21 protein-coding genes, 1 tRNA gene and 1 pseudogene are annotated in these 26,623 nt (G+C 68.3%); 13 read left to right on the top strand and 10 right to left on the bottom strand.

Annotated features, from left to right (window positions below; all coding sequences use genetic code 11):
• The first annotated feature begins 5 nt into the window (after positions 1-5).
• Positions 6-539, top strand: a complete 534-nt coding sequence (locus tag ON21_RS23635) for a DUF501 domain-containing protein (protein ID WP_039800854.1) — start codon at positions 6-8, stop codon at positions 537-539.
• Complete coding sequence (locus ON21_RS23630; protein ID WP_039800851.1) at positions 539-1,486, top strand: Ppx/GppA phosphatase family protein; 948 nt, start codon at positions 539-541, stop codon at positions 1,484-1,486. The genes ON21_RS23635 and ON21_RS23630 overlap by 1 nt, the downstream gene beginning before the upstream one ends.
• Positions 1,487-1,514: 28 nt before the next feature.
• Here the strand turns inward: ON21_RS23630 and ON21_RS23625 are convergent, their stop codons facing one another.
• The gene (locus tag ON21_RS23625) at positions 1,515-2,039 is read right to left on the bottom strand and encodes an SRPBCC family protein (protein ID WP_063821113.1); all 525 of its coding nucleotides are present in this window, start codon (positions 2,037-2,039) and stop codon (positions 1,515-1,517) included.
• A gap of 202 nt (positions 2,040-2,241) precedes the next feature.
• On the opposite strand from ON21_RS23625, the pseudogene ON21_RS23620 reads away from it, so the two are divergent.
• From ON21_RS23620 to ON21_RS23600, 5 genes and pseudogenes are all read left to right on the top strand, one after another.
• Positions 2,242-2,463, top strand: a pseudogene (locus ON21_RS23620) (MFS transporter); the annotation flags it as partial.
• A gap of 272 nt (positions 2,464-2,735) precedes the next feature.
• Positions 2,736-4,184, top strand: coding sequence for an amino acid permease (locus ON21_RS23615; RefSeq protein WP_051021265.1), 1,449 nt, complete (start codon positions 2,736-2,738; stop codon positions 4,182-4,184).
• 46 nt (positions 4,185-4,230) lie between these two features.
• Positions 4,231-5,148, top strand: coding sequence for a ribonuclease Z (locus ON21_RS23610; RefSeq protein WP_039800845.1), 918 nt, complete (start codon positions 4,231-4,233; stop codon positions 5,146-5,148).
• Between the two features lie 223 nt (positions 5,149-5,371).
• Positions 5,372-5,445 (top strand) — tRNA-Leu (locus ON21_RS23605).
• Between the two features lie 380 nt (positions 5,446-5,825).
• The gene (locus ON21_RS23600) at positions 5,826-6,851 is read left to right on the top strand and encodes a hypothetical protein (RefSeq protein WP_157170939.1); all 1,026 of its coding nucleotides are present in this window, start codon (positions 5,826-5,828) and stop codon (positions 6,849-6,851) included.
• Between the two features lie 242 nt (positions 6,852-7,093).
• Here the strand turns inward: ON21_RS23600 and ON21_RS23595 are convergent, their stop codons facing one another.
• Both ON21_RS23595 and ON21_RS23590 read right to left on the bottom strand, forming a co-directional pair.
• A complete protein-coding gene (locus ON21_RS23595) occupies positions 7,094-7,873 on the bottom strand; it encodes a hypothetical protein (protein ID WP_157170938.1) in 780 nt (259 codons plus the stop codon).
• Between the two features lie 162 nt (positions 7,874-8,035).
• The gene (locus ON21_RS23590; protein WP_039800836.1) at positions 8,036-9,265 is read right to left on the bottom strand and encodes a helix-turn-helix domain-containing protein; all 1,230 of its coding nucleotides are present in this window, start codon (positions 9,263-9,265) and stop codon (positions 8,036-8,038) included.
• A 387-nt stretch (positions 9,266-9,652) separates the two neighbouring features.
• Between ON21_RS23590 and ON21_RS38645 the strand changes: the two genes are divergently transcribed.
• Both ON21_RS38645 and ON21_RS23585 read left to right on the top strand, forming a co-directional pair.
• A complete protein-coding gene (locus ON21_RS38645) occupies positions 9,653-9,820 on the top strand; it encodes a hypothetical protein (RefSeq protein WP_157170936.1) in 168 nt (55 codons plus the stop codon).
• A gap of 225 nt (positions 9,821-10,045) precedes the next feature.
• On the top strand, positions 10,046-10,297 hold the full coding sequence (locus ON21_RS23585; protein WP_039800834.1) for a hypothetical protein: 252 nt from the start codon (positions 10,046-10,048) through the stop codon (positions 10,295-10,297).
• Between the two features lie 160 nt (positions 10,298-10,457).
• Here ON21_RS23585 and ON21_RS23580 read toward each other — a convergent pair whose 3' ends face one another.
• Positions 10,458-11,261 carry an SDR family oxidoreductase gene (locus ON21_RS23580; protein ID WP_039800832.1) on the bottom strand — a complete coding sequence of 268 codons (804 nt, stop codon included), beginning with the start codon at positions 11,259-11,261 and terminating at the stop codon, positions 10,458-10,460.
• Between the two features lie 449 nt (positions 11,262-11,710).
• On the opposite strand from ON21_RS23580, the gene ON21_RS23575 reads away from it, so the two are divergent.
• Positions 11,711-13,114: a three-helix bundle dimerization domain-containing protein gene (locus ON21_RS23575; protein ID WP_245562699.1), complete on the top strand. Its 1,404-nt coding sequence runs from the start codon at positions 11,711-11,713 to the stop codon at positions 13,112-13,114.
• Positions 13,115-13,213: 99 nt separating this feature from the next.
• Positions 13,214-13,531 carry a hypothetical protein gene (locus ON21_RS23570; RefSeq protein WP_039800830.1) on the top strand — a complete coding sequence of 106 codons (318 nt, stop codon included), beginning with the start codon at positions 13,214-13,216 and terminating at the stop codon, positions 13,529-13,531.
• Between the two features lie 6 nt (positions 13,532-13,537).
• On the opposite strand, the gene ON21_RS23565 is transcribed toward ON21_RS23570, so the two are convergent.
• The 4 genes from ON21_RS23565 to ON21_RS23545 all read right to left on the bottom strand — a co-directional run bounded on the left by ON21_RS23565 (position 13,538) and on the right by ON21_RS23545 (position 21,872).
• Entirely contained in the window at positions 13,538-19,705 is a 6,168-nt protein-coding gene (locus ON21_RS23565) for a non-ribosomal peptide synthetase (protein ID WP_083880832.1), read from the bottom strand.
• Between the two features lie 167 nt (positions 19,706-19,872).
• On the bottom strand, positions 19,873-20,484 hold the full coding sequence (locus ON21_RS23560; RefSeq protein ID WP_039800828.1) for a DUF305 domain-containing protein: 612 nt from the start codon (positions 20,482-20,484) through the stop codon (positions 19,873-19,875).
• 87 nt (positions 20,485-20,571) lie between these two features.
• Positions 20,572-21,243: a hypothetical protein gene (locus ON21_RS38640; protein WP_157170935.1), complete on the bottom strand. Its 672-nt coding sequence runs from the start codon at positions 21,241-21,243 to the stop codon at positions 20,572-20,574.
• A gap of 53 nt (positions 21,244-21,296) precedes the next feature.
• Positions 21,297-21,872, bottom strand: coding sequence for an AMIN-like domain-containing (lipo)protein (locus ON21_RS23545; protein WP_039800825.1), 576 nt, complete (start codon positions 21,870-21,872; stop codon positions 21,297-21,299).
• Between the two features lie 309 nt (positions 21,873-22,181).
• Here ON21_RS23545 and ON21_RS23540 point away from each other — a divergent pair, with 309 nt between their 5' ends.
• Both ON21_RS23540 and ON21_RS23535 read left to right on the top strand, forming a co-directional pair.
• Positions 22,182-23,333: a class I SAM-dependent methyltransferase gene (locus ON21_RS23540; RefSeq protein ID WP_039800823.1), complete on the top strand. Its 1,152-nt coding sequence runs from the start codon at positions 22,182-22,184 to the stop codon at positions 23,331-23,333.
• 134 nt (positions 23,334-23,467) lie between these two features.
• Positions 23,468-24,331, top strand: a complete 864-nt coding sequence (locus tag ON21_RS23535) for a Bax inhibitor-1/YccA family protein (protein ID WP_039800820.1) — start codon at positions 23,468-23,470, stop codon at positions 24,329-24,331.
• A gap of 56 nt (positions 24,332-24,387) precedes the next feature.
• Here the strand turns inward: ON21_RS23535 and ON21_RS23530 are convergent, their stop codons facing one another.
• Positions 24,388-25,608 (bottom strand): acetyl-CoA C-acetyltransferase, encoded by a 1,221-nt coding sequence (locus ON21_RS23530; RefSeq protein ID WP_039800819.1) that lies wholly within the window; start codon positions 25,606-25,608, stop codon positions 24,388-24,390.
• A gap of 41 nt (positions 25,609-25,649) precedes the next feature.
• The gene (locus ON21_RS23525; RefSeq protein WP_051021262.1) at positions 25,650-26,537 is read right to left on the bottom strand and encodes an SGNH/GDSL hydrolase family protein; all 888 of its coding nucleotides are present in this window, start codon (positions 26,535-26,537) and stop codon (positions 25,650-25,652) included.
• Between the last annotated feature and the right edge of the window lie 86 nt (positions 26,538-26,623).

The following is a 26,623-nucleotide window of genomic DNA, read 5'->3' as shown; positions in this document are numbered from 1 at the left end:
CATAGGTGACCGCACCCACCGACCAGGATCTCGCGATCATCGCCGAGCAGCTGGGCCGTGCGCCGCGCGGCGTGCTCGCCATCGCCTACCGCACCCCGGACGGGATCCCGGCCGTTGTGAAAACCGCGCCCCGATTGCCGGACGGCACCCCCTTCCCGACCCTCTACTACCTCACCGATCCCCGGCTCACCGCGGAGGCGAGCAGGCAGGAATCCGCCGGTGTGATGCGGGAGATGACCGAGCGGCTCGCCGCCGACCAGGAGCTGGCCGCCGCCTATCGCGCCGCGCACGAGAGCTATCTGGCCGAACGCGACGAAATCGAATCGCTCGGCACGGATTTCACCGGCGGCGGGATGCCCGAACGGGTCAAGTGCCTGCACGTACTGATCGCCCACGCACTGGCCAAGGGACCGGGCGTGAATCCGCTCGGCGACGAGGCCGTGGCGCTGGCCGCCGAGCACGGCCTGCGCGGCACCGCGATTCCGGCCGACTGGCCCGCGTCCGGGCCGACCGGCCCGCGAGAGACTGGAGCACAGTGATGAGTGACCGGGTAGCCGCCGTGGATTGCGGCACGAACTCCATCCGGCTGTTGATCGCCGACGTGCTCGGCGACGGGCGCCTGTCCGACGTGCACCGCGAGATGCGCATCGTCCGCCTCGGTCAGGGCGTCGACGCGACCGGCTCACTGGCGCCGGAGGCGATCGAACGCACCCGCGCCGCGCTGGCCGACTACGTCGCGCTGATGCGCGAGGCAGGCGTCGGCCGGGTACGGATGGTGGCCACCTCCGCCACCCGGGACGCCGCGAACCGGGAGGATTTCTTCGCCATGGCCCGGGCCGAACTCGGCACCGTGGTCGCGGGCGCGGAAGCCGAGGTGATCACCGGCGACGAGGAGGCGCGCCTGTCCTTCGCCGGTGCCATCGGCGAATTGTCCAGCGCGGCAGGTCCTTTCGTCGTGGTCGACCTGGGCGGCGGTTCGACGGAGCTGGTGTTCGGGGACAGCGCGGGGGTGCGGGCGGCGTTCTCCGCCGACATCGGCTGCGTCCGGATCACCGAACGGTGCCTGGCGGGCAACCCGCCCACCGCCGAGGAGATCGCCGCCGCCCGTGCCTTCGCCACCGAGCGGTTGACCGAAGCGTTCACGCACGTCCCCGTGGAAGGGGCGCATACATGGGTGGGCGTGGCGGGCACGATGACCACGCTCGCCGCGGTCGCGCTCGATCTTCCGGAATACGATTCGGAGCGAGTGCATCTCACCCGCCTGACCTCCGACCAGGTACACCAGGTCTGCGACCGGCTGATCGCCATGGACCACGATCAGCGCGCCGCGCTGGGGCCGATGCACCCCGGCCGGGTCGACGTGATCGGCGGCGGCGCGGTCATCACCGAAGTGCTCGCCGAGGAATTGTCCCGGCGCGCGGGCATTTCGGAACTCGTCGTCAGCGAGCACGACATTCTCGACGGCATCGCGCTGTCGATCGCCTGATCCGGCCCGATCGGGTCACCGGGGCGGGTCAGTTGTGCGGGACGTGACCGTTGAGCTTCACCTCGGCGTGCGTCTCGGCTCCGGTGCGGGCTCCCCGCGCGATGCGACCCGCACGGCGTGCCTTGCCGACGGCGATATCGGCGAGCCGGGAGAGCGATTCCAAGTTCCGCGGCACCAGAAGGAGTTCTTGCAGCGCATTGGGCACCAGGGTGCCCAATCCTCGTTCGGAGTGCTCGTACATCCGGATCTGCGTTTCGCCCTGCCCGGTTTCGACGAGTTCCAGACGGATCCACGCGGCGCCGAGCGGGGAGAGTTTGGCCTCCAGTTCCAGCATGTGCGGCGGCTCCACCGAAACGACCTGCGTCGTGTCGCTCACGGTGAACGGCCACACGCCCGCGCTGTAGTGCAGCATGGACCCGGCGCCGGGCCAATCGTCGTCGACGTCGCGGATGTGCGTCGCGCCGACCACCCAGGCCGCGAACAGCCATCCGTCGGCCAAGACGTCGAAAACCTGTTCCGGGGTCGTCGGCACATTGATTTCCACGTGGACCATCAGCTCAACGCTTTCTGGGTGTGGGCCTCGGCTGGTTTGCCTGTCGATTGCGGGGTGCCCTGTGGTGTGGGGGGCAAACCCCGTGTCGCGATCCATTTCGCCGTCGCGAGTGAACAGAACAAACGAATCACCCGCGGCTCGCGTCCAGATGCGATCTTCAGGGCATGGTTGAAGCGAAAACATTGCGGGCGACCGATGGCGCGGCCTGGGCCTGGCGAAGGACACGGCCGTGGGCATCGTCGGCGCCCATGGCGGCCTGGTCTCTCTGCCCACCGTGCTGGGCGGCTGGGTCGCCGACCGGTTGCTCGGGATGAAGCGCACCCTGTTCTACGGCGGTGTGGTAGTCATGGCCGCGCACATCGCCCCGGCGGTGCTCCCCGGCCTGTCCGGCGTCGCGGCGGATGGCACTGTATTTTTTCTCGGTTGGTCTCGGCACCTCGATGTCGGGTAGTTTGGCTCGGTTCTATGACCCAGGTCACGAGTTCGCGTACTTCGGTATCACCGGGACGGTCGTGGTGTGTGCGGGGCTGATCGTCGCCGCCATCGCACCACGGATCAGCGCATTCATGGCCGGCGTGCATTGACGCGCCGGGCGGGTACAGAACACAGGCAAGCAGTACGAATTAAGGAGAACGCGTGACGAACCCCGGGCCACGAGCCGATTCGGCGGGTGATGTCTCGTCTCGGTGGGGCGGCATGTTCCGCACCAAGTCCATCGAACAGTCGATCCGCGACACCGACGAACCCGACTCGAAGCTACGCAAGGACCTGACCGCCTGGGACCTCACCGTCTTCGGCGTGGCCGTCGTGGTCGGCGCGGGCATCTTCACCCTCACCGCACGCACCGCGGGCAACGTCGCGGGTCCGTCCGTCTCGCTCGCCTTCGTGTTCGCCGCGATCGCCTGCGGCCTGACCGCGCTGTGCTACGCCGAGTTCGCCTCCACCGTGCCGGTGGCGGGCAGCGCCTACACCTACTCCTACGCCACCTTCGGCGAGATCGTCGCCTGGATCATCGGCTGGGACTTGATCCTGGAGTTCGCGCTCGCCGTGGCGGTGGTGGCCAAGGGCTGGTCGCAGTATCTGGGGGAGGTGCTCGGCACCACCTCACCGATCGTGCACCTCGGCCCGGTGACCTTCGACTGGGGCGCGGTGCTGCTGATCACGGTGCTCGGGGTGTTGCTCGCGACCGGCACCAAAGTGTCCTCCCGGGTGTCGGCGGTGGCCGTCGCGATCAAGCTGGCCGTGATCGCGCTGGTGCTGGTGGTCGGCCTCACCTACTTCAAGTCCTCGAACCTCTCGCCCTACGTCCCGCCGTCACAGCCCGGCGAGCGGGGCGAGGGGCTGCGGCAGTCGCTGTTCTCCTTCCTGACCGGAGCCGGGCACAGCAACTTCGGCTGGTACGGCCTGCTCGCCGCGGCCAGCCTGGTGTTCTTCGCGTTCATCGGCTTCGACGTTGTCGCGACCACGGCAGAGGAGACCCGCAACCCGCAGAAGGCGGTGCCGCGCGGCATCCTCGGCTCGCTGCTCATCGTGACGATCCTGTACGTCGCGGTGTCGCTAGTGCTCACCGGCATGGTGCCCTACACCGAGTTGTCCGGTGACGACGCGACGCTGGCCACGGCGTTCGGCATCCACGGGGTGACCTGGGCGAAGAACATCATTTCGATCGGCGCCCTCGCCGGGCTGACCACGGTGGTCATGGTGATGTACCTCGGGCAGACCCGGGTGCTGTTCGCGATGTCGCGCGACGGGCTGATGCCACGCAAACTCGCGCACACCGGCAAGAACGGCACGCCGGTGCGGGTCACCGTCATCGTCGGCGTCGCGTGCGCGCTGCTGGCCGGGTTCGTGGACTTCGGCACGCTGGAGGAGATGGTCAACATCGGGACGCTGTTCGCGTTCGTGCTGGTGTCGATCGGCGTGCTCATCCTGCGGCGCACGCGCCCGGACCTGCCGCGCGGATTCCGCGTCCCGCTCGTGCCGCTGATTCCCGTCCTGGCGGTGCTGGCGTGCCTGTGGCTGATGCTGAATCTGTCGGTGGAGACCTGGCTGCGGTTCCTGGTGTGGATGCTGATCGGGTTCGTCGTCTACTTCGCCTACTCCCGGCGCAATTCGGTGCTGCGGAAGGCTCCCGCCACCGAGTAACGCGGCCGTGTGCGGCTCCGCGGGCGTGGGCGGATAGCCTGACGCCGTGTCGCAGCGTGAGTTGGTTGTTCTCGGGACCGCGAGTCAGGTGCCGACGAAACAGCGAAACCACAACGGGTATCTGCTCCGGTGGGACGACGAGGCGATCCTGTTCGACCCCGGTGAGGGTACGCAACGGCAGATGACCTATGCCGGGGTGACCGTCACCGGGCTCACCCGGATCGCCATCACCCATTTCCACGGCGACCACAGTCTCGGGCTGGCCGGTGTGGTGCAGCGGATCAACCTCGACCGGGTGCCGCATCCGGTCGACGTCTGCTTCCCGGCGTCCGGCGCGGCGTACTACGAGCGGCTGGTCAACGCGACGTCCTACTATCACCGCGCCGAACTGCGGCCTCGCCCGGTGAGCGGCCCGGGACCGGTGGACCTGCCCGACGCGCCGTTCACGGTGACGGCGGTTCCGCTCTCGCATCCAGTGGAGGCTTTCGGCTATCGGCTCATCGAGCCGCCCGGCCGTCGCATTCTGCCGGACCGGTTGCGGGCGCTGGGATTGCACGGCCCGATCATCTCCGAGCTGCAACAGCGGGGCAGTGTCGAATCGGAAGGCCGGACGATCACTTTGGCGGAGATCAGCGAACCACGGGCCGGTCAGAGTTTCGCGTTCGTGATGGACACCCGGCTGTGCCCCGGCGTCGTGGAACTCGCCGCCGACGTCGACATGCTCGTCATCGAAGCCACCTTCCTGGACGCCGATGAACACCTGGCCGTCGAATACGGGCATCTCACCGCGGGCCAAGCCGCGCGAGTGGCCGCCGACGCAGGGGTTCGCAGCCTGGTGCTCACCCACTTCTCCCAGCGCTACCGCGACCTCGACGAGCACTTGGCCGAAGCGTCGAAGTACTTCTCCGGCGAGATCCACATCGCCACCGATCTCGCCCGGATCCCGGTGCCGCCCCGGCGCTGACACCCGCCGACGACACGCCGAGTTCGCCCGCGAACGCTAACACCAGCCCGCCGCCACCGATCTAGTTCTCTGGGACGCCTGCCAACCCCGGGCCGCGAGCAACGCCACCGGCTTCGGTCACCCGACCGCGCCCTCCGGCACCCGGGCACGGCCGACGCCCCGCCACCCCGACGAATTGTCGGAATTCCGGTACAGGCGTACGACTCGGTAGGCTGTCCCGGACGCCCCTATAGCCCAATTGGCAGAGGCAGCGGACTTAAAATCCGCCAAGTGTCGGTTCGAGTCCGACTGGGGGCACTCACGACCGCAGGTAGATTCCCTCTCCCGCCATTCGCTTCGACCGCGTCCACGCCCTCGGTCCGCAATGAGTCCGCAGCAGTTGCCAGCGCGCCCCGGTTCATCGCGTCCGCGACCGGGTGCCGACCCATGCCGTATGGCTCGATGTGCCGTCAGGCGAACTCGTCAAGTCGGTCCATCAGCGCTTCCTCGCGACCGATGGTGAAGTACTGATGATCTCGGAGGTTTCATACCCTCGGGACCGCTACGACTCGTTCGTCTTCCGGATGGCGCTCGGCACGCAGTCCTGACTCAACGCAATGCAAGCGTGGCCCGATCGCACCATCGATCGGGCCACGCTTCGTTCCAACCCAAGTGTGTTGACCGGACAGAATGAAACGATGCGCTCAACCACCTCGGCCGTCGTATTGATGATGGCGGCAGTCCTGCTGACAGGATGTTCTATACCGACAGAAGGACCCGATCAGGCCGAGCGTGACAGCTGGTCACGCGTGATCGAAACTGCCATCCAGGCTCTTCCCGGGGTGGTCGATGCGTCACATTGGTTCGATTACGAGGGCAAGTCGCGCACGTACCATTCCCGGCTCGATGTGCAGCTCGAGGACGGCGCCACACCGGACGAGGCCGCGTCCGTGGTGCGTGCCATGGGCGCCCAGCAGCTTCCGCCGCACTACCAAGGCGACCAGACTGAGGTCGACATCGACCGGATGACGGACTCTTATTATGCGAATTGGCGGTTCGGTCGGGACGTGAGCAGGGAAGTCAACGCGGCACACACCTGGGCGAGAGTCTCGGCCCCCGGCACACAGGTGGGCTGGAGGTCAATCGGCATCGACGTAGACAAGATGAGGACCGAAGTCGGCGTTTCAGCGGGCTCCGAGGCCGAACCCCACCGTGCCACCGCGGCGATGCGCCGAATCATCGAGGACTTCCCCGAACTGGCATCCAGCTACTGGACGGTGTCCACCGTTCATGAGGAGAGCGCGTTCAAGAATCACTCGAGCCTGAAACCCGGGTGGCTCAACACGGACCGACCACTCCGCTTCCCGCACAACCGACCCCGCTTCCCGTCCAATGGTGAACTCGACATGTGGGAGTGGTTCCTGACCGATCAACCCACCCCATTCTTCGTCGAGATTTCCGTATACGACCCGCCCGGCAAAGCGGGCCGCACCCTGGACGTCGCGATATACCCTCCTGTCGGAAAGCAATTCACCGCTGCGCAGGCAACACAACTCGCCGAACGGCATCTTCCCTACTTGGCCCAGCCCGGTGCCGTGGTCGACTACACGATCGGCGACACCTACCACCCCGTTTTCGCGGTCTTCGTCGGCGGTTGCCAGCCATCCTCGCGCGACGTTCCACCGGAGTCGCAACCCTATGCGCGTCAGTATGAACGCTGCTAGGCCGTGCCACGTCAGCGAGTTTCTGCCCGGTCGCACTACTGTGCCGACAATTGCCAACGCTACCGTGACCTGCAACGATCTGGGAAAGCAACCTCGAAATCGGCCAAGTGCCGGTTCGAGTTCGTGAGCCGAAGGTAGATCGCTTTCCTCGCTGCCTTTCACACCCGTGCAGACGCCCTCGGTCCGCAGTCCTCGGGTCGCGCTATTGTGCCGACCTGTACCAGGAACCAGCAGTGCGAGCGCTAGGACGTCGGCCCATCCCACGAGAATTCGGTCGACCAGGTGAGTCCTGCCGTGTGGTCGGTAAGGGTCAGCTCGAAGTCCCAGGGCGTGTCTGCGATGTCGTCCGGGATCGGGGCCTGGAAGGTTCTGATCGTTCGCGTCGCCGAGGTCGATTCGCCGGCCACCACCTCCGAGGTTCCGAAGTTGGCGCGCAGGACGGCATCGACCTCGTAGTCCCAGATGGATGGTGCGCGCTCGTCGAGCGCGGTCGCGGTGTAGACGAACTCGATTCCGTTGGGATCGAGCGTGATCGGTCCGACCCAGGCCTCGATCGGGCCATCCTCGTCGGTGACGAAAGCTGGATTCGTCAGCATGGCTAATCTGCCCCGTGGATCGCCCAGCGGCGCTGCGTAGACGATGCCAGTCGGCCGAGACAGTCGCCGCACCCAGGGACCGTCGGTGGTGACGTCGTCGATGGTCAGCTCGATATCGACCGGTGTCGTATCCGGGCCGAGATCCGGCAACGTGAAGGTGGTACCGGCGTGGGTGTCGGACGAGCTGCTGCCCCAACCCACCTCGGTGGCCACACCGTTGACCAGTGCCGACACCCCGACCTGGTAACTCCGCAACGACGGCGCGGAATCGCCGACCGCTTGCGCCGTGAGGGACAGCCGCAACCCGGTGGGCGTACGCAGAGCCGGTCCGGCCCAGCTCAGAACCCCGTTGCTGCCGTCGGACACGAATTCCGGCGGAGCCCACACAGCCAGGACGCGATCGGTAGTGCGCTCGCTCGGTGACATCGTCGGCTGTGCTCCTTTGATCGCGGACGCGGGAACAGGGGTTCAGGCCCGGCGATCGGCCCGCTATCAACGTTTCATCGAATCCTTATCGAGCCAGGTCGTTATCAACCAACTGGGTCTTCCATTCGGACAGGTTCGCTGTATCCGCGTGTTTCGTCAAGGTCAGGTGTGATCGACCAATTCGGGGGCGGCCCTGCGTATGCGGCGCAGCAGCTTCGACCCTCGTTCCGAACTGATGGAGGTCAGCGTCGGGAGCGCGGTGCGCCAGAGTTTGGCCGCGTCCTCGTGGTTGCCCATGCGCCAGCGGATGAGTCCGGTCTCGGCCAGGCTGATCGCGTGAATCCGAGTGTGCGTTCTGGGATGCCAGATCGTCGCGCTCATGTGCTGATAGCGCTCGGCTTGGGCCAAGTCGCCGATCGCGAGGAATGTTTTCGCGGTCTGCCGGGTCACGCTTGCTTTGTTCGGACAGAACAGCGCGGCCCATCGAGGAATCTCCGTCGTTGCCTCGGGCATGATCCATGGCTCGGCTCGGCGAAGCGCCTTCACGGCCTGGACCTTGTCGCCCGTTTCGGCGTAGCACCGTGCCAAGGCAACTTCGAACAAAGCCATCGTGTCGGGGCTGACCTTGCCGCGTGCGCTCAGCACCGCGCGCTCCGCGAGCGGGACACTGTTTTGTGGTTGGTGTACGTCGCTGGCGTGCAATGCCAGGATGCGGAAAGCGAATCCGTCTTGGCCCGGCATTCCGGATTCTTCGGCCAGACGGAGGGCGGACAGGAAGTAGCGTTGCCCGAGTCCGTCCTGTCCCGCGTCGTGGGCCTTGAAGCCCGCCATGTAGGCCAACTCCGACGCGGCGCTGAACGCCTGCGCACGCACCTCGGCGCTGGCGAAGCGCGACCGTAACAGTGCGGCTACGTCGGTCGCCAAAAACTCCGCCACCGCGGAACGCCCCACATTGCCCCCGCGAACCTCATCCAATCGGAGGAAGGCGTCCGTCACGCCCTGTACGGCTTCGACCTCGGCTGTACCCACCCGGGTGTCGTCGGTGACGTGCACGAGTCTCGCTGCGTCCGAGAGAGTGGTGAGCGCCGTGGCGGTCAGCGCAGCGGAATACGCCGAATCACGCAGGAACGAGCGACGATCGACATCGGCCCTGCTGAGAACCGACATCGCGGTGACAGGGTCGGTGAATCCGCCGCAGGCGCGCTCGTACCAGGTGACGACCTCGGACGAAGCGGCCCTACGGCCGGTCTCGTAATGGCCGAGTGCGGCTTTGCTGTACGGAATCTTGGCGGCCAGTTCGGATAGCGACAGCCCCGCTGCCTCTCGGGCTGCACGCAGCCGGGCACCGAGAACAGCCGCTCGTGGGTCCGATTCGTTGGCGCTACCGCGCATGGCTCGATCGTAGGCCAAGCCGTATACGGCTGTAGCCGTGAAGACATACCGGCCTGGCTGTGCGGCGGCGAGCCTTGAAGAGCCCCGACCCGAGACGCACCGCGAGACCGATCGGCTTCCTCGGCGTCGGTGCACTTCACACGACAAGGGGAGATGTATGGGGAACACGATTGCCGAGGCGGCTGTTCTGGCGGTACTCGCACCGGGCGGCATGTTGACCGCCGCGCAGATCACCGAGCAAGCCCAACTAGCCGCGTGGAGTGCTCGCCGGGCAATAGGGCAACTGGAATCGCGCGGACTGATCATGGCCTCACCACACGCAGCGCGCTGGTCCATCACTCCACGCGGCCGCGCCTATTGGGCCAACCGTGGCAGGCGATACCCAGGATGAGCCCGGACACTTGGATCATCGTCGGGTTCGCTACCGCAATCGGCCTGCCGCTGGTCGTCCTCGTTGTAGCGATTCTTTGGCCCGAGCAGGTTCCTCAGGACCGCTCCGCGGACGCGATTCGCCAGCGCATCGAGGAAGAAGACGGGCCGCCTTCTGCACTGTAGGTGCAGTGAACGCAGGGTATTGCCGGACACTGCAACTCGACCTGTCGATCCCACGCATGGACCGTCACGCGGCTCGAGAAGACGTGAGTCACCGAATTATGCACGGGGACAGCACTATTGCGGAAAAAAGGGAGCATGGCGTCGAAACCACGGCCTAGTGGCTATCGGAACTACACCGCGGACGGCACTTACTGGACGGTTCGCAAACAAGGTCGAACGTACTGGGTGGTACGCATCGACCCGACGGACGGTGAATATCGCGTGGTCGAGTGGTGGGGCGGATATCACCGGGCGGGAGCCGCCGGTGGCGCGGCCGCGCAGCTCGCATATCAGCAGGCGCTTTCAGCCGCGAAGGATGTTCTGCGCGACCATCTGCACGAAGCGCTGGAAACCATCGGGTTAGGCGCGCCCGTCTCCGCTGCGCCGGTCTCGCCGAAAGAGGCACCGTCGCGTTTGGGGTCCGACGAGGAAGAGTGAGGGTCGACAACCTCCAACGATCGGGGCGTCGAACAATAGGGCTGCGCTTGCATGCCGGATGGACGATCCCACACGTGCGTGATCGGCTGGGTCAGCTCGTTCGGCTGACGGGCACAGGAAGGCAGTATGCGAGCCGTCGTGTCCGGCGACCGTCGCCTCTTCAGCGCGAAAGCCCGTGGGCGCGGGCGATGATGCGTTCCATCACCGTGCGGGGGAGGAGGCGGCGGAGGGTGAACATGGCGGGGGCGTTGCTGCCTACCGCGTAGACGGGTTTGGGGCGGTCGGCTTCGATCGCCTTGACGATCGTGGTGGCGACCTTTTCGGGAGTGATTCCTTTGGCCTGGTTTTCGTCGAGTTTCGCCATGAAGGTGGTGAAATCGGCGGTGTGGGGGGAACCTTCGGTGAGGTATTTGGTGCGGCGTTCGCGCAGGCCGGTGTCGATCTGGCCGGGCTCGACGGCGGTGATCCAGACGCCGAAGGGGGATTCCTCGAAGCGGGCGGCGACCGCGAAGCTGCGCAGTGCCGCCTTGGTGGCGACGTAGGAAGAGCGGTAGGGCATCGGGAAGCTGGCGAGCATCGACCCGACCATGACTACGCGCCCGTATCGGCGTTCCCGCATGCCGGGAAGTACCGCCTTGGTCAGGGCGATCGGGCCGAGCACGTTCAGCTGGAACAGTCGCTCGACGGCGTCGGTGGGCAGTTCGGCCAGCGGACCGGCCTGGCTTTCGCCCGCGTTGTTCACCAGCACGTCGACGTGGTCCAGACCGGCTGCGAAGGCCTCGATCGAAGCCGGATCGGTGAGATCGAGCGCCCGGTACTCGACACCCGGCAGGACGGCGTCCGAACCGATGGCGTCGGGATTGCGGCTGGTGCCGATCACCCGATATCCCCGGCCGGCCAGCGCGGCGGCCGTAGCCTTCCCGATTCCGGACGACGCACCGGTGACCACAGCGACGCGAGACATAACGCTCCTTTCGACGGCGACACGCTGACGATATCGTCACATTCCCGTTTCGTGCTACCCGAAAGTAACTTCGGTGCCGCTCGCGAGAATCTCGATACCGACGCACGGCGAGAGCGGCCGGTGCGACGGCCCGGTCCTGACCGGTGGGAAACGGTAGTACAACACGCGGTGGCGGCTCGGATATTGCCCATTGAATTCTGCATGGCGGGCTCCGGCCCGGACGTGCGGCCTGCGGGCTTCCGCGTGTGTCCCGCCGGATCGGTTCGCGGGCCTGTGAGCTGGGCAGACGGGCGTGTGTGCTGACGTGGGATACGCACCGCCGCAGTCGAAATCGTTCACCGGCGGGAAGTTCGTCCGGATGTCGGGTGCAACGGGATGGGGCTAGTGTTGGCCGGCGCGGTGCAGGCCGGAGACGCTGCCGCGTTACCCCCGACGCCGAGGAGATTGTGGTGGTTGTCGATACCGTCCGTGAGGAACAGGCGATCCGTCAAATGACGGCGCGGCTGGTCGAAAACTACACCGAGACTTATTCTCCGGAGCATATCGAGAGCGCCGTCGGTGCGGCGCGCAAGAAATTCGAAGGCCGCCCGGTACGGCAGTTCGTTCCGATTCTGATCGAGCGGTTGGTGCGGCGGGAGTTGGAGACGTCCCCCGAGGCGGAAGTGCAGCCCACTACGGTCCCGATGGACAAGACGCCGCAGGCCTCCGCGACCGCTTCGGGAAAACTGTCGGAGCTCCGCGCGAGGTTGTCGTCGAAGAAGCGTTTCGCGCCATACGCGGTGGGTGCCGTCGTCCTGCTGACGGTGGTCGCCGTGGTTCTCGCCGTGCGGCAACCCGCTCCGGAGGCACCCACCGCCGCTCCGGCGCCCGCCGCGCCGCTCACGGTCGTCCACGGTGTGGTCGGTTCGGAGAAGATGCCGTTCTTCCAAGACCCGAAGGTGATCGACGCGCTCGCGCGCAACGGTGTGCGCGTCGAGGTCGAGCCCGCCGGGTCGCGGCAGATCGCCACCTCCATCGATCTCACGAAATTCGATTTCGCCTTCCCGTCCAGTGAACAGGCCGCGGAGCGAATTCAACGGCAGCGCAACGTAACCGCGAAATACACGCCGTTCTCCTCGCCGATGGCCATCGCGACGTTCACGCCGATCACCGAGCTGCTCACCAAGGCGGGAGCAGTACGCCCCGGCCAGGTGCCGACCCTGGATCTGCGCCGCTACCTCGAGCTGGTCCGCAACGGCACCCGCTGGGACGAACTGCCCGACAACACCGCCTACCCGGTGCGCAAGAACATCCTGATCTCCACCACAGACCCGCGCAGCTCCAACTCCGCCGCCATGTATCTGGCCGCGGCGAGCTACGTCGCGAACAACAACACGATCGTGCAGGGGCCGAACGCGGAGCAGGTCGTCCTCCCCGCGGTGTCGCGGCTCTTCGTGGGCCAGGGTTATACCGAGAACACCACCGAGGGGCCGTTCAACAACTACCTCGCCACGGGGATGGGCCCGACGCCGATGGCCTGGATCTACGAGGCGCAGTACGTCGAGGCGACCGTGCGCGGCCAGATCAAGCCCGAGATGACGCTGCTGTACCCGTCACCGACGGTGTTGTCCCGGCACACGCTGGTGCCGTTCGGCGCGACGGGTGACCGGCTCGGTCGTCTGCTGTCCACCGACCCGGAGTTGCAGCGGCTGGCCGCCGAGCACGGCTTCCGCACCAACGACGGGGCCCAGTTCGCGAAGGTCGTCGCCGAACGCAACGTCGCGGTGGCCCCCGATCTGCTGGACGTCGTCGCCACCCCGACCTACGACACGCTGGAGCACCTGCTCGACGGAGTCACCAAGTCCTACAACTGAAGCCCGGCCCGCGCTCGAGTTTCGGCGGAGCGGATCCGGGCATCCTTCTCGCATCAGGTACCGGAACGACGACCGGGATCGCAGCGGGAGGAACCATCAGTGACAGCGGACGACGGCCCATGGGAGATTCCCCCGATCGATGACGCCCCGGATATCGCGCGCGACTCCGCGCCGCCGCCGGGAGCCACGATGGCCGACACCAGGAACTGGCCGGGGTACGGGTTGCTGCTCGTAGCCGCCGCCGGTGCGATTACCGCCGCCGTGCTGGCGGGCTGGGGGCGCGCCCAGCTCTCGGTCGTGGCCGCGATCATCACGGTCGTCTTCTTGCTGATCGGGGTGGGCCTGATCGTGCTGGAGCAGGTGCGTGCGCGGGCCCGCACGCAGGCCGAGCAGGCCACCGTGCCGCCGGGGCACTGAGAATTCTCAATCCCGGGGCAGGAAACCCGACTCGATGAACTCCCGGACGAAGGTGTCCACCACCGCACGGTCGACCTTCGGACATTCCATGCCCGTGCCCGCGAGCGCGGCGCGAGTGTGCTCGTCGGCCCATTCCATGTGGCCGGCGAGTTCCGCGAAGTCGCGGCTCAGCATGGCCGCGCGCACCAGCGAATCGTCGCCGAGCGCGTCGCGGCGCCGCGCTTCCCTGGCCAGGCCCGCGCGCACCATGTCCTCCGGCATCGTCGCGACGGGCAACCCGTGCGCGCGCAGGCTGGCGAGGATCTCCCCGACCGCTACCGGGTCCCGGTTGACCAGGTGAAAGACGGTTTCCGAGCGCGGACGAACGGAGATCTCCACCATCGCGCGCGCCACATAGCTCACCGGAACCAAGGAGACGGTGGCGTCGCCGACGTCGGGCGCCATGCCGAGCAGCGCGGCGGCTCGCACCATGTTCCACAGCGCGTCCTGTGTGCTGTTCACCCCGATGTGCGGGCACCCGCAGATGGTGCTCGGACGGTAGATGGCGATGGGCACGCCACGTTCGCCCGCTTGGCGGACCAGTTCCTCGGCGACCCATTTGGAAGCGAGATAGCCGTTGCCCGGCACCTGCCCGGCACGTAGGCGGACGTCCTCCGTGATCACCGGCGATTCCGGCGTCGGGGCCACGGCCGCGCCCATGGTGGAGATCAGATGGAACGGCTTGACCCGCCGCGTCGTCGCCAGACGCAACAACTCGCGGGTGCCTTCGACGTTGGCCTGCCGTAGCCGGGCGTAGGGGTCGACGTGATTGACGCGCGCGCCGTTGTGGTAGATCGCGTCGATGCTGTCGGCCAAGCGGTCGTAGTCGGCGGGGTCCAAGCCGAGGCGCGGTGCGGTGAGATCCCCCGCCACCACGACGATCCGCTCCGCGGCGGTGGTCCCGGAGAGCCGGTAGTGGCTCAGCGCGCCCACGATTCGGTCGATGCCTTCCTCGGCGTCGGCGGCGCGCACCACGCACCACACCCTCGCCTCGGTGCGGTTCAGCAGGGCTTGCAGCAGGTGTACGCCGAGAAAGCCGGTCGCGCCGGTCAGCAGGATCTCCTGCGGCGGACCGGTGTGCGCGGGCTCGCACCCCGCGATACCGATTTCCGGCTCCAGCACGGCATCGCGTTCCGGCGTCGCGGCGGCGGCAGCGGACCCGCCCGCCAGCCGCGCGGCGAGGCCGCCGACGGTCGGGGTCGCGAGGATGGCCGACATCGGCACGTCGCGGCCGAGCCGCTCCGACAGCCGCTGGTGCAGCGTGAAGGCGAGCAGTGAGGACCCGCCGAGTTCGAAGAAGTCGTCGGCCACCCCGATCGGGGAAACCGCGAGCACGTCGGCGAAGACCTCCGCGATCGCGCGCTCCAGCGCGGTGCCGGGACGCGCGCCCGCGCGTGTGGCGAACACCGGCTGGGGCAGCGCGGCGCGGTCGAGCTTCCCACTGGTGTTCACCGGGAACGCGTCGAGCGCCAGCACCGCCGACGGCACCATGTAGCCGGGCAGCACCCGAGCGACCGACCGACGCACCGCGTCCGGGTCGACCGTGGCCCCCGGCGCGGCGACGACGTAGCCGACCAGCCGATCTCCGGTGTCGGAGCCCTTGACCGCCACCGCCGCCCGGCCCACCGCCGGGTCGGCCAGCAGGGCCGCTTCGATCTCGCCGAGCTCGATGCGGTGACCGCGGACCTTGACCTGGAAGTCCGTGCGGCCCAGATAGTCCAGGGTCCCGATCCGGTTCCAGCGCACCAGATCACCGGTCCGGTACATCCGCTCGCCCGGGTGCATCGGATCGGCGACGAACCGCGCCGCGGTCGGTCCGGAAGCGCCGTGATAGCCGCGGGCCAGCTGAACACCACCCAGATACAGCTCGCCCGCCACACCCACCGGAACGGGCCGCAAGCGGTCGTCGAGCACGTGGCAGCGCGAATTCCATTCCGGCACGCCGATGGATACGGTCGCCGCGGTGCGATCGGCGGCCGAGACGGCGTGCCGGGTGATGCTCACCGCCGCCTCGGTGGGTCCGTACAGATTGTGCAACTCGGCCCCGGCCACATTCGCGAAGGCGCGCGCGGTTTCGGGTGGCAGCGCCTCGCCGATGACGAAAACCGCTCGCAGCGAAGCCAATTCGTCGGCGGTCGCCTGTTGGGCGAAGACGGTGAGCATCGCGGGAACGAAATCGGTGAGCGTCACCCGGTGTTCGGCGATCAGCCGGCACAACGCCGCAGGGTCACGATGCTCGTCCGGTCCGGCCAGAACCAGCCGTGCGCCCGCGCGCAGTGGCAGGAAGTAGCCCCACAAGGACACGTCGAAGGTCGCGGGAGTCTTGTGCAGGTAGACGTCGGTGGCGTCGACTCCGTATTCCGCCTGCATCCAGGCGAGCTGATGCACGATCGCGCGATGACCGACCGCCACGCCCTTGGGGCGGCCGGTCGACCCGGAGGTGTAGATGAGATAGGCGGGGTGGTCGGCGTGCCACGGTGTCCGGCGCTCGGCGTCGAGCACCGGTTCCGCGTCGAAGCGGTCGAGGTCGATGGCGTCGACGTCGTGCGCCTCGGCGGCCGTGAAGCCGTCCGCCGCGGTGGTCAGCACGCACCGGGGCGCCGCCGATTCGAGCACGTACCGGATGCGCTCGGCCGGGTGACCAGGGTCGATCGGCACCCAGGCCGCGCCCGCCGCCAGGATCGCGTGCAGGGCGACGACCTGCTGGATCGACCGCCGCATCGCCACCGCGACGACGGTCTCCGCGCCCACGCCCTGTTCGATCAGCCAGCGAGCCAGCCGTGCGGACTGCTCGAGCAGCCGCGCGTAGGTGAGCGTCTCGGACCCGCAGACCACGGCGATCGCGTCCGGCGTCGCCGCGGCCTGCCGCACCGTCGCGGCCACGAGCGGCTCGGCCCGCACGTCGTGCTCGGCTCCGGCGCCCCAGGACCGGATGCGCTTGTGCTCGACCGGGTCCATGATGTCGATGTCGCCGACCACGGCATCGGGCTCGGCCGCGATCCGGAGCAGGATGCGGATATAGCCGTCGAGGAAGCGCTGTACCGTGTGCTCGTCGAACAGGTCGGTGCTGTAACCGAATCGGATGATGATCTCGCCGGGTTCCCCGTCGTCGTCACGGGTGTCGACCACGCCGATGTGCAGGTCGGTCTTCGCCGTGTCGGAGTCCACGTCCAGGAACGACACGCTCGGCCCGGACAGGTCGAGGGTGGCCTGGGTGAAGTTCTGGAACGCGAAGCCGACTTGGTAGAGCGGATGGCGTCCCGGCGAGCGGGTCGGATCGACGGCGTCGACCACGTGCTCGAACGGCACCTCGGAGTGCGCGAAGTTGATCAGATCGCGTTCCCTGGTGCGCCGCAGCAGAGCGGTGAAACTCTCCGCGGGCTCGATCCTGGTCCGGGAGACGGTGGTGTTGACGAACATGCCGACGACATCCGCGAGCGCGGGCTCGGCCCGGTTGGTCATCGGCACGCCGATCGCGATGTCGGAGCTTCCGGACAGGCGGCCCAGCAGCACGGCCAACGCCGAGCGCATCACCATGAACAGCGTCGACCGATGGGCGCGCGCGACGGTGAGAAGGTCGCGGTGCAAGCTCGCAGGCACCGACCGCTGGGTGGCCGAGCCGCGCAGCGTGGCCACCGGCGGGCGCGGCCGATCGGCGGGCAGATCGAGTTCGTCGGGCAGGCCGGCCAGCTCGCCGGTCCAATACGCCAGCTGTCGCGACAGCGGTGACTCGGGGTCGTCGCGGGAACCGAGCAGATCCTGCTGCCACAGGGCATAGTCGGCGTACTGCACATCCGGTGGCCGCCAAGCCGGCGCGGCGCCCGTGGTGCGGGCGGCGTAGGCCAGCGCCACATCGCGGGCCAGCGGCGCCAGCGAGGAGCCGTCGGCGCAGATGTGGTGCAGCGCGCAGACCAGGACGTACTCGCTGGGGGTGCGCAGCAGCCGGACGCGCAGCGGCACCTCGGCCGACACGTCGAACCCGTGCCGCAGGATCGCGCGGACCCGGGCGGGTACCGCGTCGTCGGGCAGGTCCTCCACCGCGAAATCGCCGACGACGTGCTCGGTGTCGAGGATCAGCTGTCGTGGTCCTGCCGCGTCGGCCGGGTACCTCGTGCGCAGCGACTCGTGCCGTTCGACGGTGTCGGCGAACGCCGCGCGCAAGGCGGGGATGTCCACCTCCGACAGCCGCAGCGCGAAGCCGATGTTGTCCACCGAGGACGTCGTGTCGAACTGGTTGCGCAGCCAGAACCGCAGCTGGGCGGGTGACAGCGGGATGCGCTCCGGCCTGGTCCGTGCGCGCAGCACCGGGCGTGCCGCGTCGAATTGCTGTGAGCGGATCGCCTTGGCCAAAGTGGCGACCGTCGGATGGTCGAATACCAGCCGAGGCGGGATCCGCAGCCGCCACGTCTCGCTCAGGCGCGCCGCGGCCTGTGTCGCCAGCAGCGAGTTGCCGCCGGCCGCGAAGAAATCGGCGTCGGCGCTGAACCGCTCCCGTCCCAGCACGCGTGCGAAGACCTCGGCGACCGTCTCCTCGCCCAGGTCGACGGCGGGACGATAGTCCGGCTCGTCGAGGGCGCGCACCCGCAGCGCGGGCCGATCGGCTTTGCCCGTCGGGGTGCGCGGGATCCGATCCACGACCGTGATCGTATTGGGCACCATGTACTTCGGCAGCAGCGCGGCCAGCGCGTCGGCGAGAGTGGCCGGGTCGGGTGCATGGCCCGGTTCGGGCTGGACGAAGGCGGCCAGCGTGGTCTCCCCCGCGGCGGTCTTGCGGTCGACGGTCACGGCCAGCCGGACACCGGGCTGCGTCGACAGGATGGCGTCGATCTCGCCGAGTTCGATCCGAAAACCCCTGATCTTGACCTGGTCGTCGGCCCGGCCGAAATAGTCCAGATCGCCGGTGGTGGTGCGCCGGACGAGGTCGCCGGTGCGGTACATTCGCGAGCCGGGCGGACCGAACGGATCGGCGAGGAACCGCTGCCCGGTCAAGCCGGGGCGGCCGTGGTACCCCCTGGCCACTCCGGGCCCGGACACATAGAGCTCACCGACGACGCCGACGCCGACCGGGCGCAGCCGGTGATCGAGCACCTGGCAGCGCATGCCGGGCACCGCCTTACCGATGGTGACCGGCGCGTCCGGCGACAGCGCCGGGCTGATCGTCGACACGATGGTGGATTCGGTTGGGCCATAGACATTGTGGAACAGGCGGCCGTCGGTTGCCCAGTGCCGGGGCAACATCGGCGGGCAGGGCTCGCCGCCGACCATGACCGAGCGCAGGGCGGGCAGTCCGGTCGGCTCGATGGTGGCCAGCGCGGAGGGGGTGAGGAAGGCATGGGTGATCGCTCGGCGCGCGAGCAGTTGCGCCAGTGCGGCGCCGCCGTACAGGGTCGGCGGGGCGATCACCAGCGTGGCGGCGGAGCAGATCGCCAGCAGCAGCTCCAGCACCGAGGCGTCGAAGCTCGGCGACGCGAAGTGCAGCACCCGGGCGTCTTTGTCCAGCGCGTGCCGTGCTGCCAGTTCGGTGCACAGCGGGGCGAGCCCGGCATGGGTTACGGCGACGCCTTTCGGGCGTCCGGTCGATCCCGACGTGAAGATCAGATAGGCCGCGTGGGTGGCGCGAAGTCGCACGGGGCGCTCGAAGTACGCGATCTGGCTCGCGGGGTTCGCCGCCACCTGCGCGATCACTTCGGCATCGTCCAGCGCGAGCCAGCGCACCTCGGCGGGCAGTGTCGCCGCGTGGGCGGTCCAGGTCAGGCCGAGCACGGCGCCGCTGTCGGTGACCTGAAAAGCGATGCGGGACAGCGGCAGCCCCGGATCGACAGGTACGAATGCGGCCCCGGTCTTCGCGATCGCCCACACCGCGAGCACCGAATCGAGCGAACGCGGCAGCGCCACCACCACCGCCGTTTCGGGGCCTGCGCCCGCGGCGATCAGCGTGCGGGCCAGCCGGGAGGAGCGGGCGTCGAGGTCGCGGTAGGTGATCTCGCTGTCGTCGCAGACCACCGCGACACCGTCGGGATTGTGCTCAGCGGCGGCGGCCAGCAGTGCGGCCAATGTCGGTGTGGCCGGCTCGGCGGAACCGCGGCGACGGCCGTTCCGGGCGGGTGGACGAGTATCCCGGATACCACTGGTCATGTGATCGTCCCGTTCCGCGTGACAGTAAACGGCCAGATGCTATAGCCGCACAACGGCATTCCTCACCGATGAGAAGGCGATACCCGGCTGCGCGTCGGTCGACCGGACCCGCCACGCGGGCCCGCGCCGATATCGATGGCCTACCGATATCGGCGCGGGGCCGCGGTTCAGCTCTGGCCGAGCATGGCGCGCATCTGCGCTATCTCGGCCTGCTGGGCGCCGATGATCCGCTCGGCGAGCGCCTTGGCGTCGGCGTTCTCGCCCTCGGCCAGTTCGGTCTGCGCCATGGCGACCGCGCCCGCGTGGTGCTCGATCATCATGGTCAGCCACTGTCGGTCGAAGTCGGGGCCCGATGCCGCGCCCAGCGCCGCCATCTGTTCGGCCGACATCATGCCGGGCATCGCGTGGCCGCCGTGCCCCTCGCCCGCGGTGGGCGCAGGCTTGCCGAAGCTCTGCAAGAGGGTGGTGATCTGCTGCATCTCCGGCGCTTGTGCTTGCTCGACCTGCGTGGCGAGCGTGCGCAACTGCTGGTTGTCGGTGTGACTCGGCACCAGCCGCGCCATTTCGACGGCTTGGGCGTGATGCGGATACATCATCTGCAGAAACATCACGTCTGCGTCATTGTGCACGGCGGGGGCGGGTGCGCTGGTGACCGCCGGCGTGGTGGTCGAAGTGCCGTGCTCGGTCGTGTGCCCGGTGTCGGCGTCGCCGCATCCGGCGAGGCTCACCGCGGCCGCGGCGGCGAGAACGAGGGCCGATCGGGTGCGAGTGATGAACATGAGGTCGCTCCTTGCGAAGTGCGGAATCTGGAGAGGAAGTGGACAGCGCCGCCACCGTGGTTCGGACACACGGGGGCGGCGGAGCTGTCAGATCCGCAGAATCGTCAGTTCGGCCAAGGTGAGCACGGTCCATGGCGGCGGTCGTTCCCGTCGCGCCCGCCAGTGCCGCGGCCGTGCCGCGCCGCCGCCGGGGCGATCGACCGCCAAGCGGCCGAGCAGCACCAACGCGGCCAACGCGATGGCGGCGACCAAGATGAACACGCAGCCGTGAAGCGCGCTGTGCGCGCCGTCGCACCCGCCGCTCGAGCAGTGGGAGATCCGCGTCGCGACGACCGAGTGTGGGGGCGATGACGCGCCTGCGGTCGTCGTCCCGACGGCTCGCAGGGTGAACGAATCGCCATCAGCGATCACCGGTGTGCTCGCTGGGCCGAAGAACCCCCGGCCGTCGCCGGTGAGTTCCCCGCCGTCGCGGTGCACCCCGCTCCGGGGCCGGAGTTGCTCGTCGCCGGTCGGAGCGTCGGCCGGGGGTGGTGTCGCGTGTCGGTGCGGAGAGTCGGTCGCATGCCCGGCGACAGCTCGTCCGAGTTGGTCGGGTACTGCTTCGGAAGCGGGCGCGAAGGCGCCGTGTGCTCCGGCCGCATGGGCGTGGCCGGAAAACCCGAAGACCGCCGTGTGCATCGCGACGACCCCGGCGAGCAACGCCAGCACCCCGAGGAGCCGGGCGAGCCCGGCGGCGGGGAGTATGCGGCGTTCGACCACGAGTACCGAGTCTAGCCGCCGCTGCCCGGGATACCCGTTGGCGGTACCGGTATCTAGGAAGTCGTGACGTCGACCACCAGCCGGGTCGGGTTGGACAGCGTGGTGACGGTGAAGGCGGGCCGGTCGGCCCGCACGCCGATGAACGACTGCGTCACGCCCTCGAACACGGTCGTCCGGTAGACGCCCGCGATGCCGGGGACCGCGGGATCGACGACGGGGTCCGGGCCCTCGTACGGGGTCACGCCACTGTCGAACGGGTAAGCGGAGCCCAGGATGCGCACTTCCAGGATCGACCGGCCCGCCACGTCCACGGGATTGCCGCTGGCGTCCTGCGTCGCGCGGTCGGTGTACCGGACTATCCAGCCGGGCGTGCCGGTCCCGCCGAGTTCGTAGACCACGCGATCGAAGCCGGGCTGACCGCCCAGGCGGACGTCGGTCACCGTGAGCGCGGCATCGCCGGAGGGCTTGCCCTGCTTCGGTGCGGTGTCCCCGGGGGTAGGGGCCTGCGCTACCTCGGCCGGCGTAGCGGTGTTCGACGCGGCCGGGAGACCCGGCGCCGACTCGCTGTCACCGCACCCCGCCAGCAGTGCCGCCGCGACCGCGACCATGAGCACCATCCTGTTGCGCATGGCCCGATGCTACTCAGCCGAAGGCCTGGGACGGCGTAACCGGAGGGCGTTGCGGGGCATTCGCCATCGGCCGGTGGCGAGGTGCGTGCATCGCCCTTCGGAGTTCCGAGCGAGTCGGCGGCCGTAGGGATGCCGTAGTCCGCTGTATTGCAACGTCTTCGACGGCGATCGGGTGTTGTCCAGGGTCGCTGCCCGAAGTGTCCGCGAAAGCGCTTGTCACGATGGAGTTCAGCGCGCGAGCGGAAGCTGCCGAGATCGATACGGCGGGGTGGGCGCGACCATTGGGCAACGATCTAGCACACTTGAGGTGTGGGAAATGTCGAGGACGTACTGAGCCGGTTGCGGCGGTATCCGGACGTGGAGGCGCTGAACCTCTACGCCGTGGACGCTGCCGATCGGCTGATCCTCGACGTCGCGGCCGACGCCCTCGCGACTGTGGATAGCGGGAAAGTAGCCATCATTGGCGACGCCTATGGCGCGCTGACTCTCGGCGCCATCGCGGGGCACGATCTGCGCGACGTCCGGGTGCATCAGGACCTGCTCACCGGCGAGCTCGCTCTCGCCAACAACGCCCGCGCGGCGGGCCTGTCGGATCGCTACACGGCGCACCCGCTCGGCCCCGGGTTGCTGCGTGATGCCAGGGTGGTCCTGCTTCGCCTGCCCCGGATGCTGGCCGGGCTGGCCGAAGTGGCCGACGCCATCGCGCGGTACGCGGATCCGGCCGTCGAGGTGTTCGCGGGCGGGCGGGACAAGTATCTGACCAAGTCGATGAACGACGTTCTGGCGCAATCCTTTTCCGAGGTTCGGGCCAGCCGCGGCAGGCAGAAGTCGCGGACCCTGCTCGTGGCCGGACCCAAACCCGTCGCCGGGCGGCCGTTCCCGGTGCGCGATCGGCTGGACGAACTCGGTTTCGACGTGGTCGCGCACGGCGCGGCCTTCTCCGGAGCCCGTCTGGACATCGGCACCAGGTTCCTGCTCGAGCATCTGAAACTGATGAAGCCGGACGCGCGCGACGCGATCGATCTCGGCTGCGGCACCGGCATCCTGGCCGTCGCGCTGGCCACGGCGCGGCCGGGCATCAAAGTGATCGCCACCGATCAATCCGCCGCCGCGGTCGCATCGGCGCGCGCCACCACCGAGGCGAACGGAGTCGCCGATCGGGTGTGCGTGGTGCGCGACGACGCCATGTCCTCGGCGGCGGACAACAGCGCCGACCTGGTGCTGTGCAATCCGCCGTTCCATATCGGCGCTGCCGTGCACACCGGATCGGCCATCAAGATGTTCGCCGAGACCGGGCGGGTGCTGCGTCCCGGCGGAGAGTTGTGGACGGTGTACAACTCGCATCTGAACTATCGCGCCGTGGTCGAACGGATGGTGGGCCGGACCGAGGTGATGGGCCGCAACCGGAAATTCACCGTGACTCGGTCGGTGCGTGGCCTGCACGATCCGCGGCAACGGTAGAGTCCGAATTGTCCGGCTCTCCGCGACTCCCCGGGAACTCGCGACGGATGACAAACGTTGGACATGGCAGTTGGATATCGAGTGAACCAACTCGATGAACAGCGGCAACGACTCCAGAAAGGGACGCCGTTCACATGCGTACCACGAGCAATCCGGTTTTCAGGAACCTGCCAAGGCAGGAGGGCGGTGGATACGCCAGCTTCGGTTCCGGCGTGACCTCCGCGGGCCAGTTCGGCAACCAGTACGGCCAGCACCCGCAGCAGTACGGCCAGTACCCCCAGCCCTACCAGCAGGCTCCCCCCACCACGCGCTCGATGACCATCGACGACGTGGTGACGAAGACGGGCATCACCCTCGCGGTGCTCGCCCTGTCGGCGATCATCTCCTACGGCCTCACCAACGCGAACACCTCGCTCGCCCCGCTGTTCGTGATCGGCGGCGGCCTGGTCGGCCTGGTACTCGTGCTGATCGCGACCTTCGCGAACAAGATGGACAACCCCGCGATCGTGTTGTCCTACGCCGTCGCCGAGGGCCTCTTCCTCGGCGCGCTGTCGTTCATGTTCACCAATATCGAGTTCGGCGGGGTCGGCGGTAGCGCGCTGATCGGACAGGCGGTGCTCGGCACCTTCGGTGTCTTCGCGGGCATGCTGGTGGTCTACAAGACCGGCGCCATCCGCGTGACGCCGCGATTCACCAGGATCATCGTCGGCGCCATGATCGGCATCCTGGTGCTGATGCTGGGCAACCTGGTCGCGAGCTTCTTCATCGACGGCGGCCTCGGCCTGCGCGACGGCGGACCGCTCGCCATCGTGTTCAGCCTGGTGGTCATCGCCATCGCCGCGTTCAGCTTCCTGCTCGACTTCGACGCCGCCGATCAGCTGATCCGCGCGCAGGCTCCTGAGCGGGCGGCCTGGGGCGTCGCCCTCGGCCTCACCGTCACCCTGGTCTGGCTGTACGTGGAGATCCTGCGGCTGCTGAGCTATTTCCAGAACGACTAGTCGATACGCGAAAGGGCGGTCGCCGGATATCCGGCGACCGCCCTTTCGTCTGCGGGTCAGCTCAAACGCTCGATGACCATCGCCATGCCCTGGCCGCCGCCGACGCACATGGTCTCCAGACCGAACTGCTTGTCGTGGGTCTGCAGGTTGTTGATCAGCGTGGTGGTGATCCGGGCGCCGGTCATGCCGAACGGGTGGCCGAGCGCGATCGCGCCGCCGGAGACGTTCAGCTTGTCCTCATCGATCTTCAGCTCCCTGGCCGAGCCGAGCACCTGCACCGCGAACGCCTCGTTGATCTCGACGAGATCGATGTCGTCGATGGTCTTGCCCGCCAGCGCCAGCGCCCGCTTGCACGCCTCGATCGGGCCCAGGCCCATGATTTCCGGCGACAGGCCGGACACGCCGGTGGACACGATCCGCGCCAGCGGCGTCAAACCAAGTTCCTTGGCCTTGGTGTCGCTCATGATCACCAAAGCGGCGGCGCCGTCGTTGAGCGGACAGCAGTTGCCCGCGGTGACGGTGCCGTCCGGGCGGAACACCGGCTTCAGCGCCGAGACCGCCTCGTAGGTGACCCCGGCGCGCGGGCCGTCGTCCTTGCTGACCACGGTGCCGTCCGGCAGCGTCACCGGGGTGATCTCCCGCTCGAAGAAACCGTTCTTGATCGCTTCTTCGGCGCGGTTCTGCGAGCGCACGCCCCAGCGGTCCTGGTCCTCGCGGGTGATGCCGGTGGAGGTGGCCACGTTCTCGGCGGTCTGCCCCATCGCGATGTAGACATCGGGGATCAGGCCGTCCTCGCGCGGATCGTGCCAGATGCCCGCGCCGCCCTCGGCGGTCTTCGCGGTGCGCTGCTGCGCCTCGGCGAACAGCGGGTTCTGTGTGTTCGGCCAGCTGTCGGCCGAGCCGTTCACATACCGCGACACCGTCTCCACACCCGCGGAGATGAACACATCGCCCTCACCGGCCTTGATCGCGTGGAAGGCCATCCGGGTGGACTGCAGCGACGACGCGCAGTACCGGTGCACCGTCGTACCGGGCACGAAGTCGTAACCGAGCTGCACGGCGACGACACGGGCGATGTTGAAGCCCTGCTCACCGCCCGGCGAGCCGCAGCCCAGGATCAGGTCGTCGATCTGAGCGGGGTCCAGGGCAGGCACCTTGTCGAGCGCTGCCCGCACAATCTGCGTGGTCAGATCGTCGGGCCGCAGGTCGACCAGCGAACCCTTGCGGGCCCGGCCGATCGGGGAGCGTGCGGTCGAAACGATGACGGCCTCAGGCATGAGGACTCCTTGGGTCGGACGGTTGTGTCGAACCGGAGTTGTTACTCGCGCGTTCGTACCGAATCTACGTCTCGTCGCGGAGTACCGAAAGCGCCTGTCCCACCCAGTGCCTCCAGCAGCACCGGGAGCAATTGCGCGGCGGCCAGTTCGTAGCCCGCGGCCGACGGATGGAAACCGTCGGCGGCGAACAGCAACTCCGGCGCGGCGCGGAACTCCGGGGCGAGCAGGTAACCCATGCGCACCGGCTGCCCGCCCGCGACCGTCGTCGCCACGTGTTGCGCCTTGGCCAGCCGCACGCTCCAGTTCTGCACGACGGTGCGCAGCGGCTGGGGAATGGCCGCGACCATGCCGAGATCCGGGCAGGTGCCGACCACCACCACCGCGTCGGCACGGCGCAACCGGGCAACCGCAGCGGCGAGCCTGCGCGCGGAGGCGCGGATCGAATGCTTCTTGGTGACGTCGTTGGCGCCGATGAGGATGACCGCGGCATCCGGCGGCGGACCCGCGACGAACATCGCGTCCACCTGACCGGCCAGGCCCTTGGACGTGGCGCCGGGGATCGCCTTGGTGCTCAGGCGGATCCGCTGCCCGGTCGCCTCGGCGAGTCCTCGGGCCAGGCGCACGCCCGGCACCTCGTCGGCCACCGTGCAGCCGAGGCCCGCCGCGGTGGAGTCGCCGAAGATCATCAGATGCAGGTCGGCATGCTTGCCCGCACGCCACGGTTCGGGCTCCGCGCAGCCCGGGGTGTAGATACCGTCCGCTTCGGGTGGCTTCGAAGTGTCCCGGCCGATCACTCCACGCGCTACGCCCGCCTGCGCCATGAGCAGGCGGTAGGTCGCCCACCAAGCGGTCCCGGCGCCGGAGCCGGCGACTACGGCCGCGGCCCCGGTCAGCGCGGCCGCGCGCCAGCGAAACTGAGGTGCGCTCACGCCAGAATTTTACGAGAATCCGTCGAGTCGACCAGCGGCGAACATCGGAGCATCGGCCACGCGCCCGAGCTTTCAGCGGATCGAAT

The organism is Nocardia araoensis NBRC 100135 (assembly GCF_000308435.1).
In the GTDB taxonomy this organism is placed as follows: Bacteria; Actinomycetota; Actinomycetes; order Mycobacteriales; family Mycobacteriaceae; genus Nocardia; species Nocardia araoensis.
The sequence above is the reverse complement of the archived record's forward strand: the minus strand, read 5'-3'. Positions and strand labels throughout refer to the sequence as shown.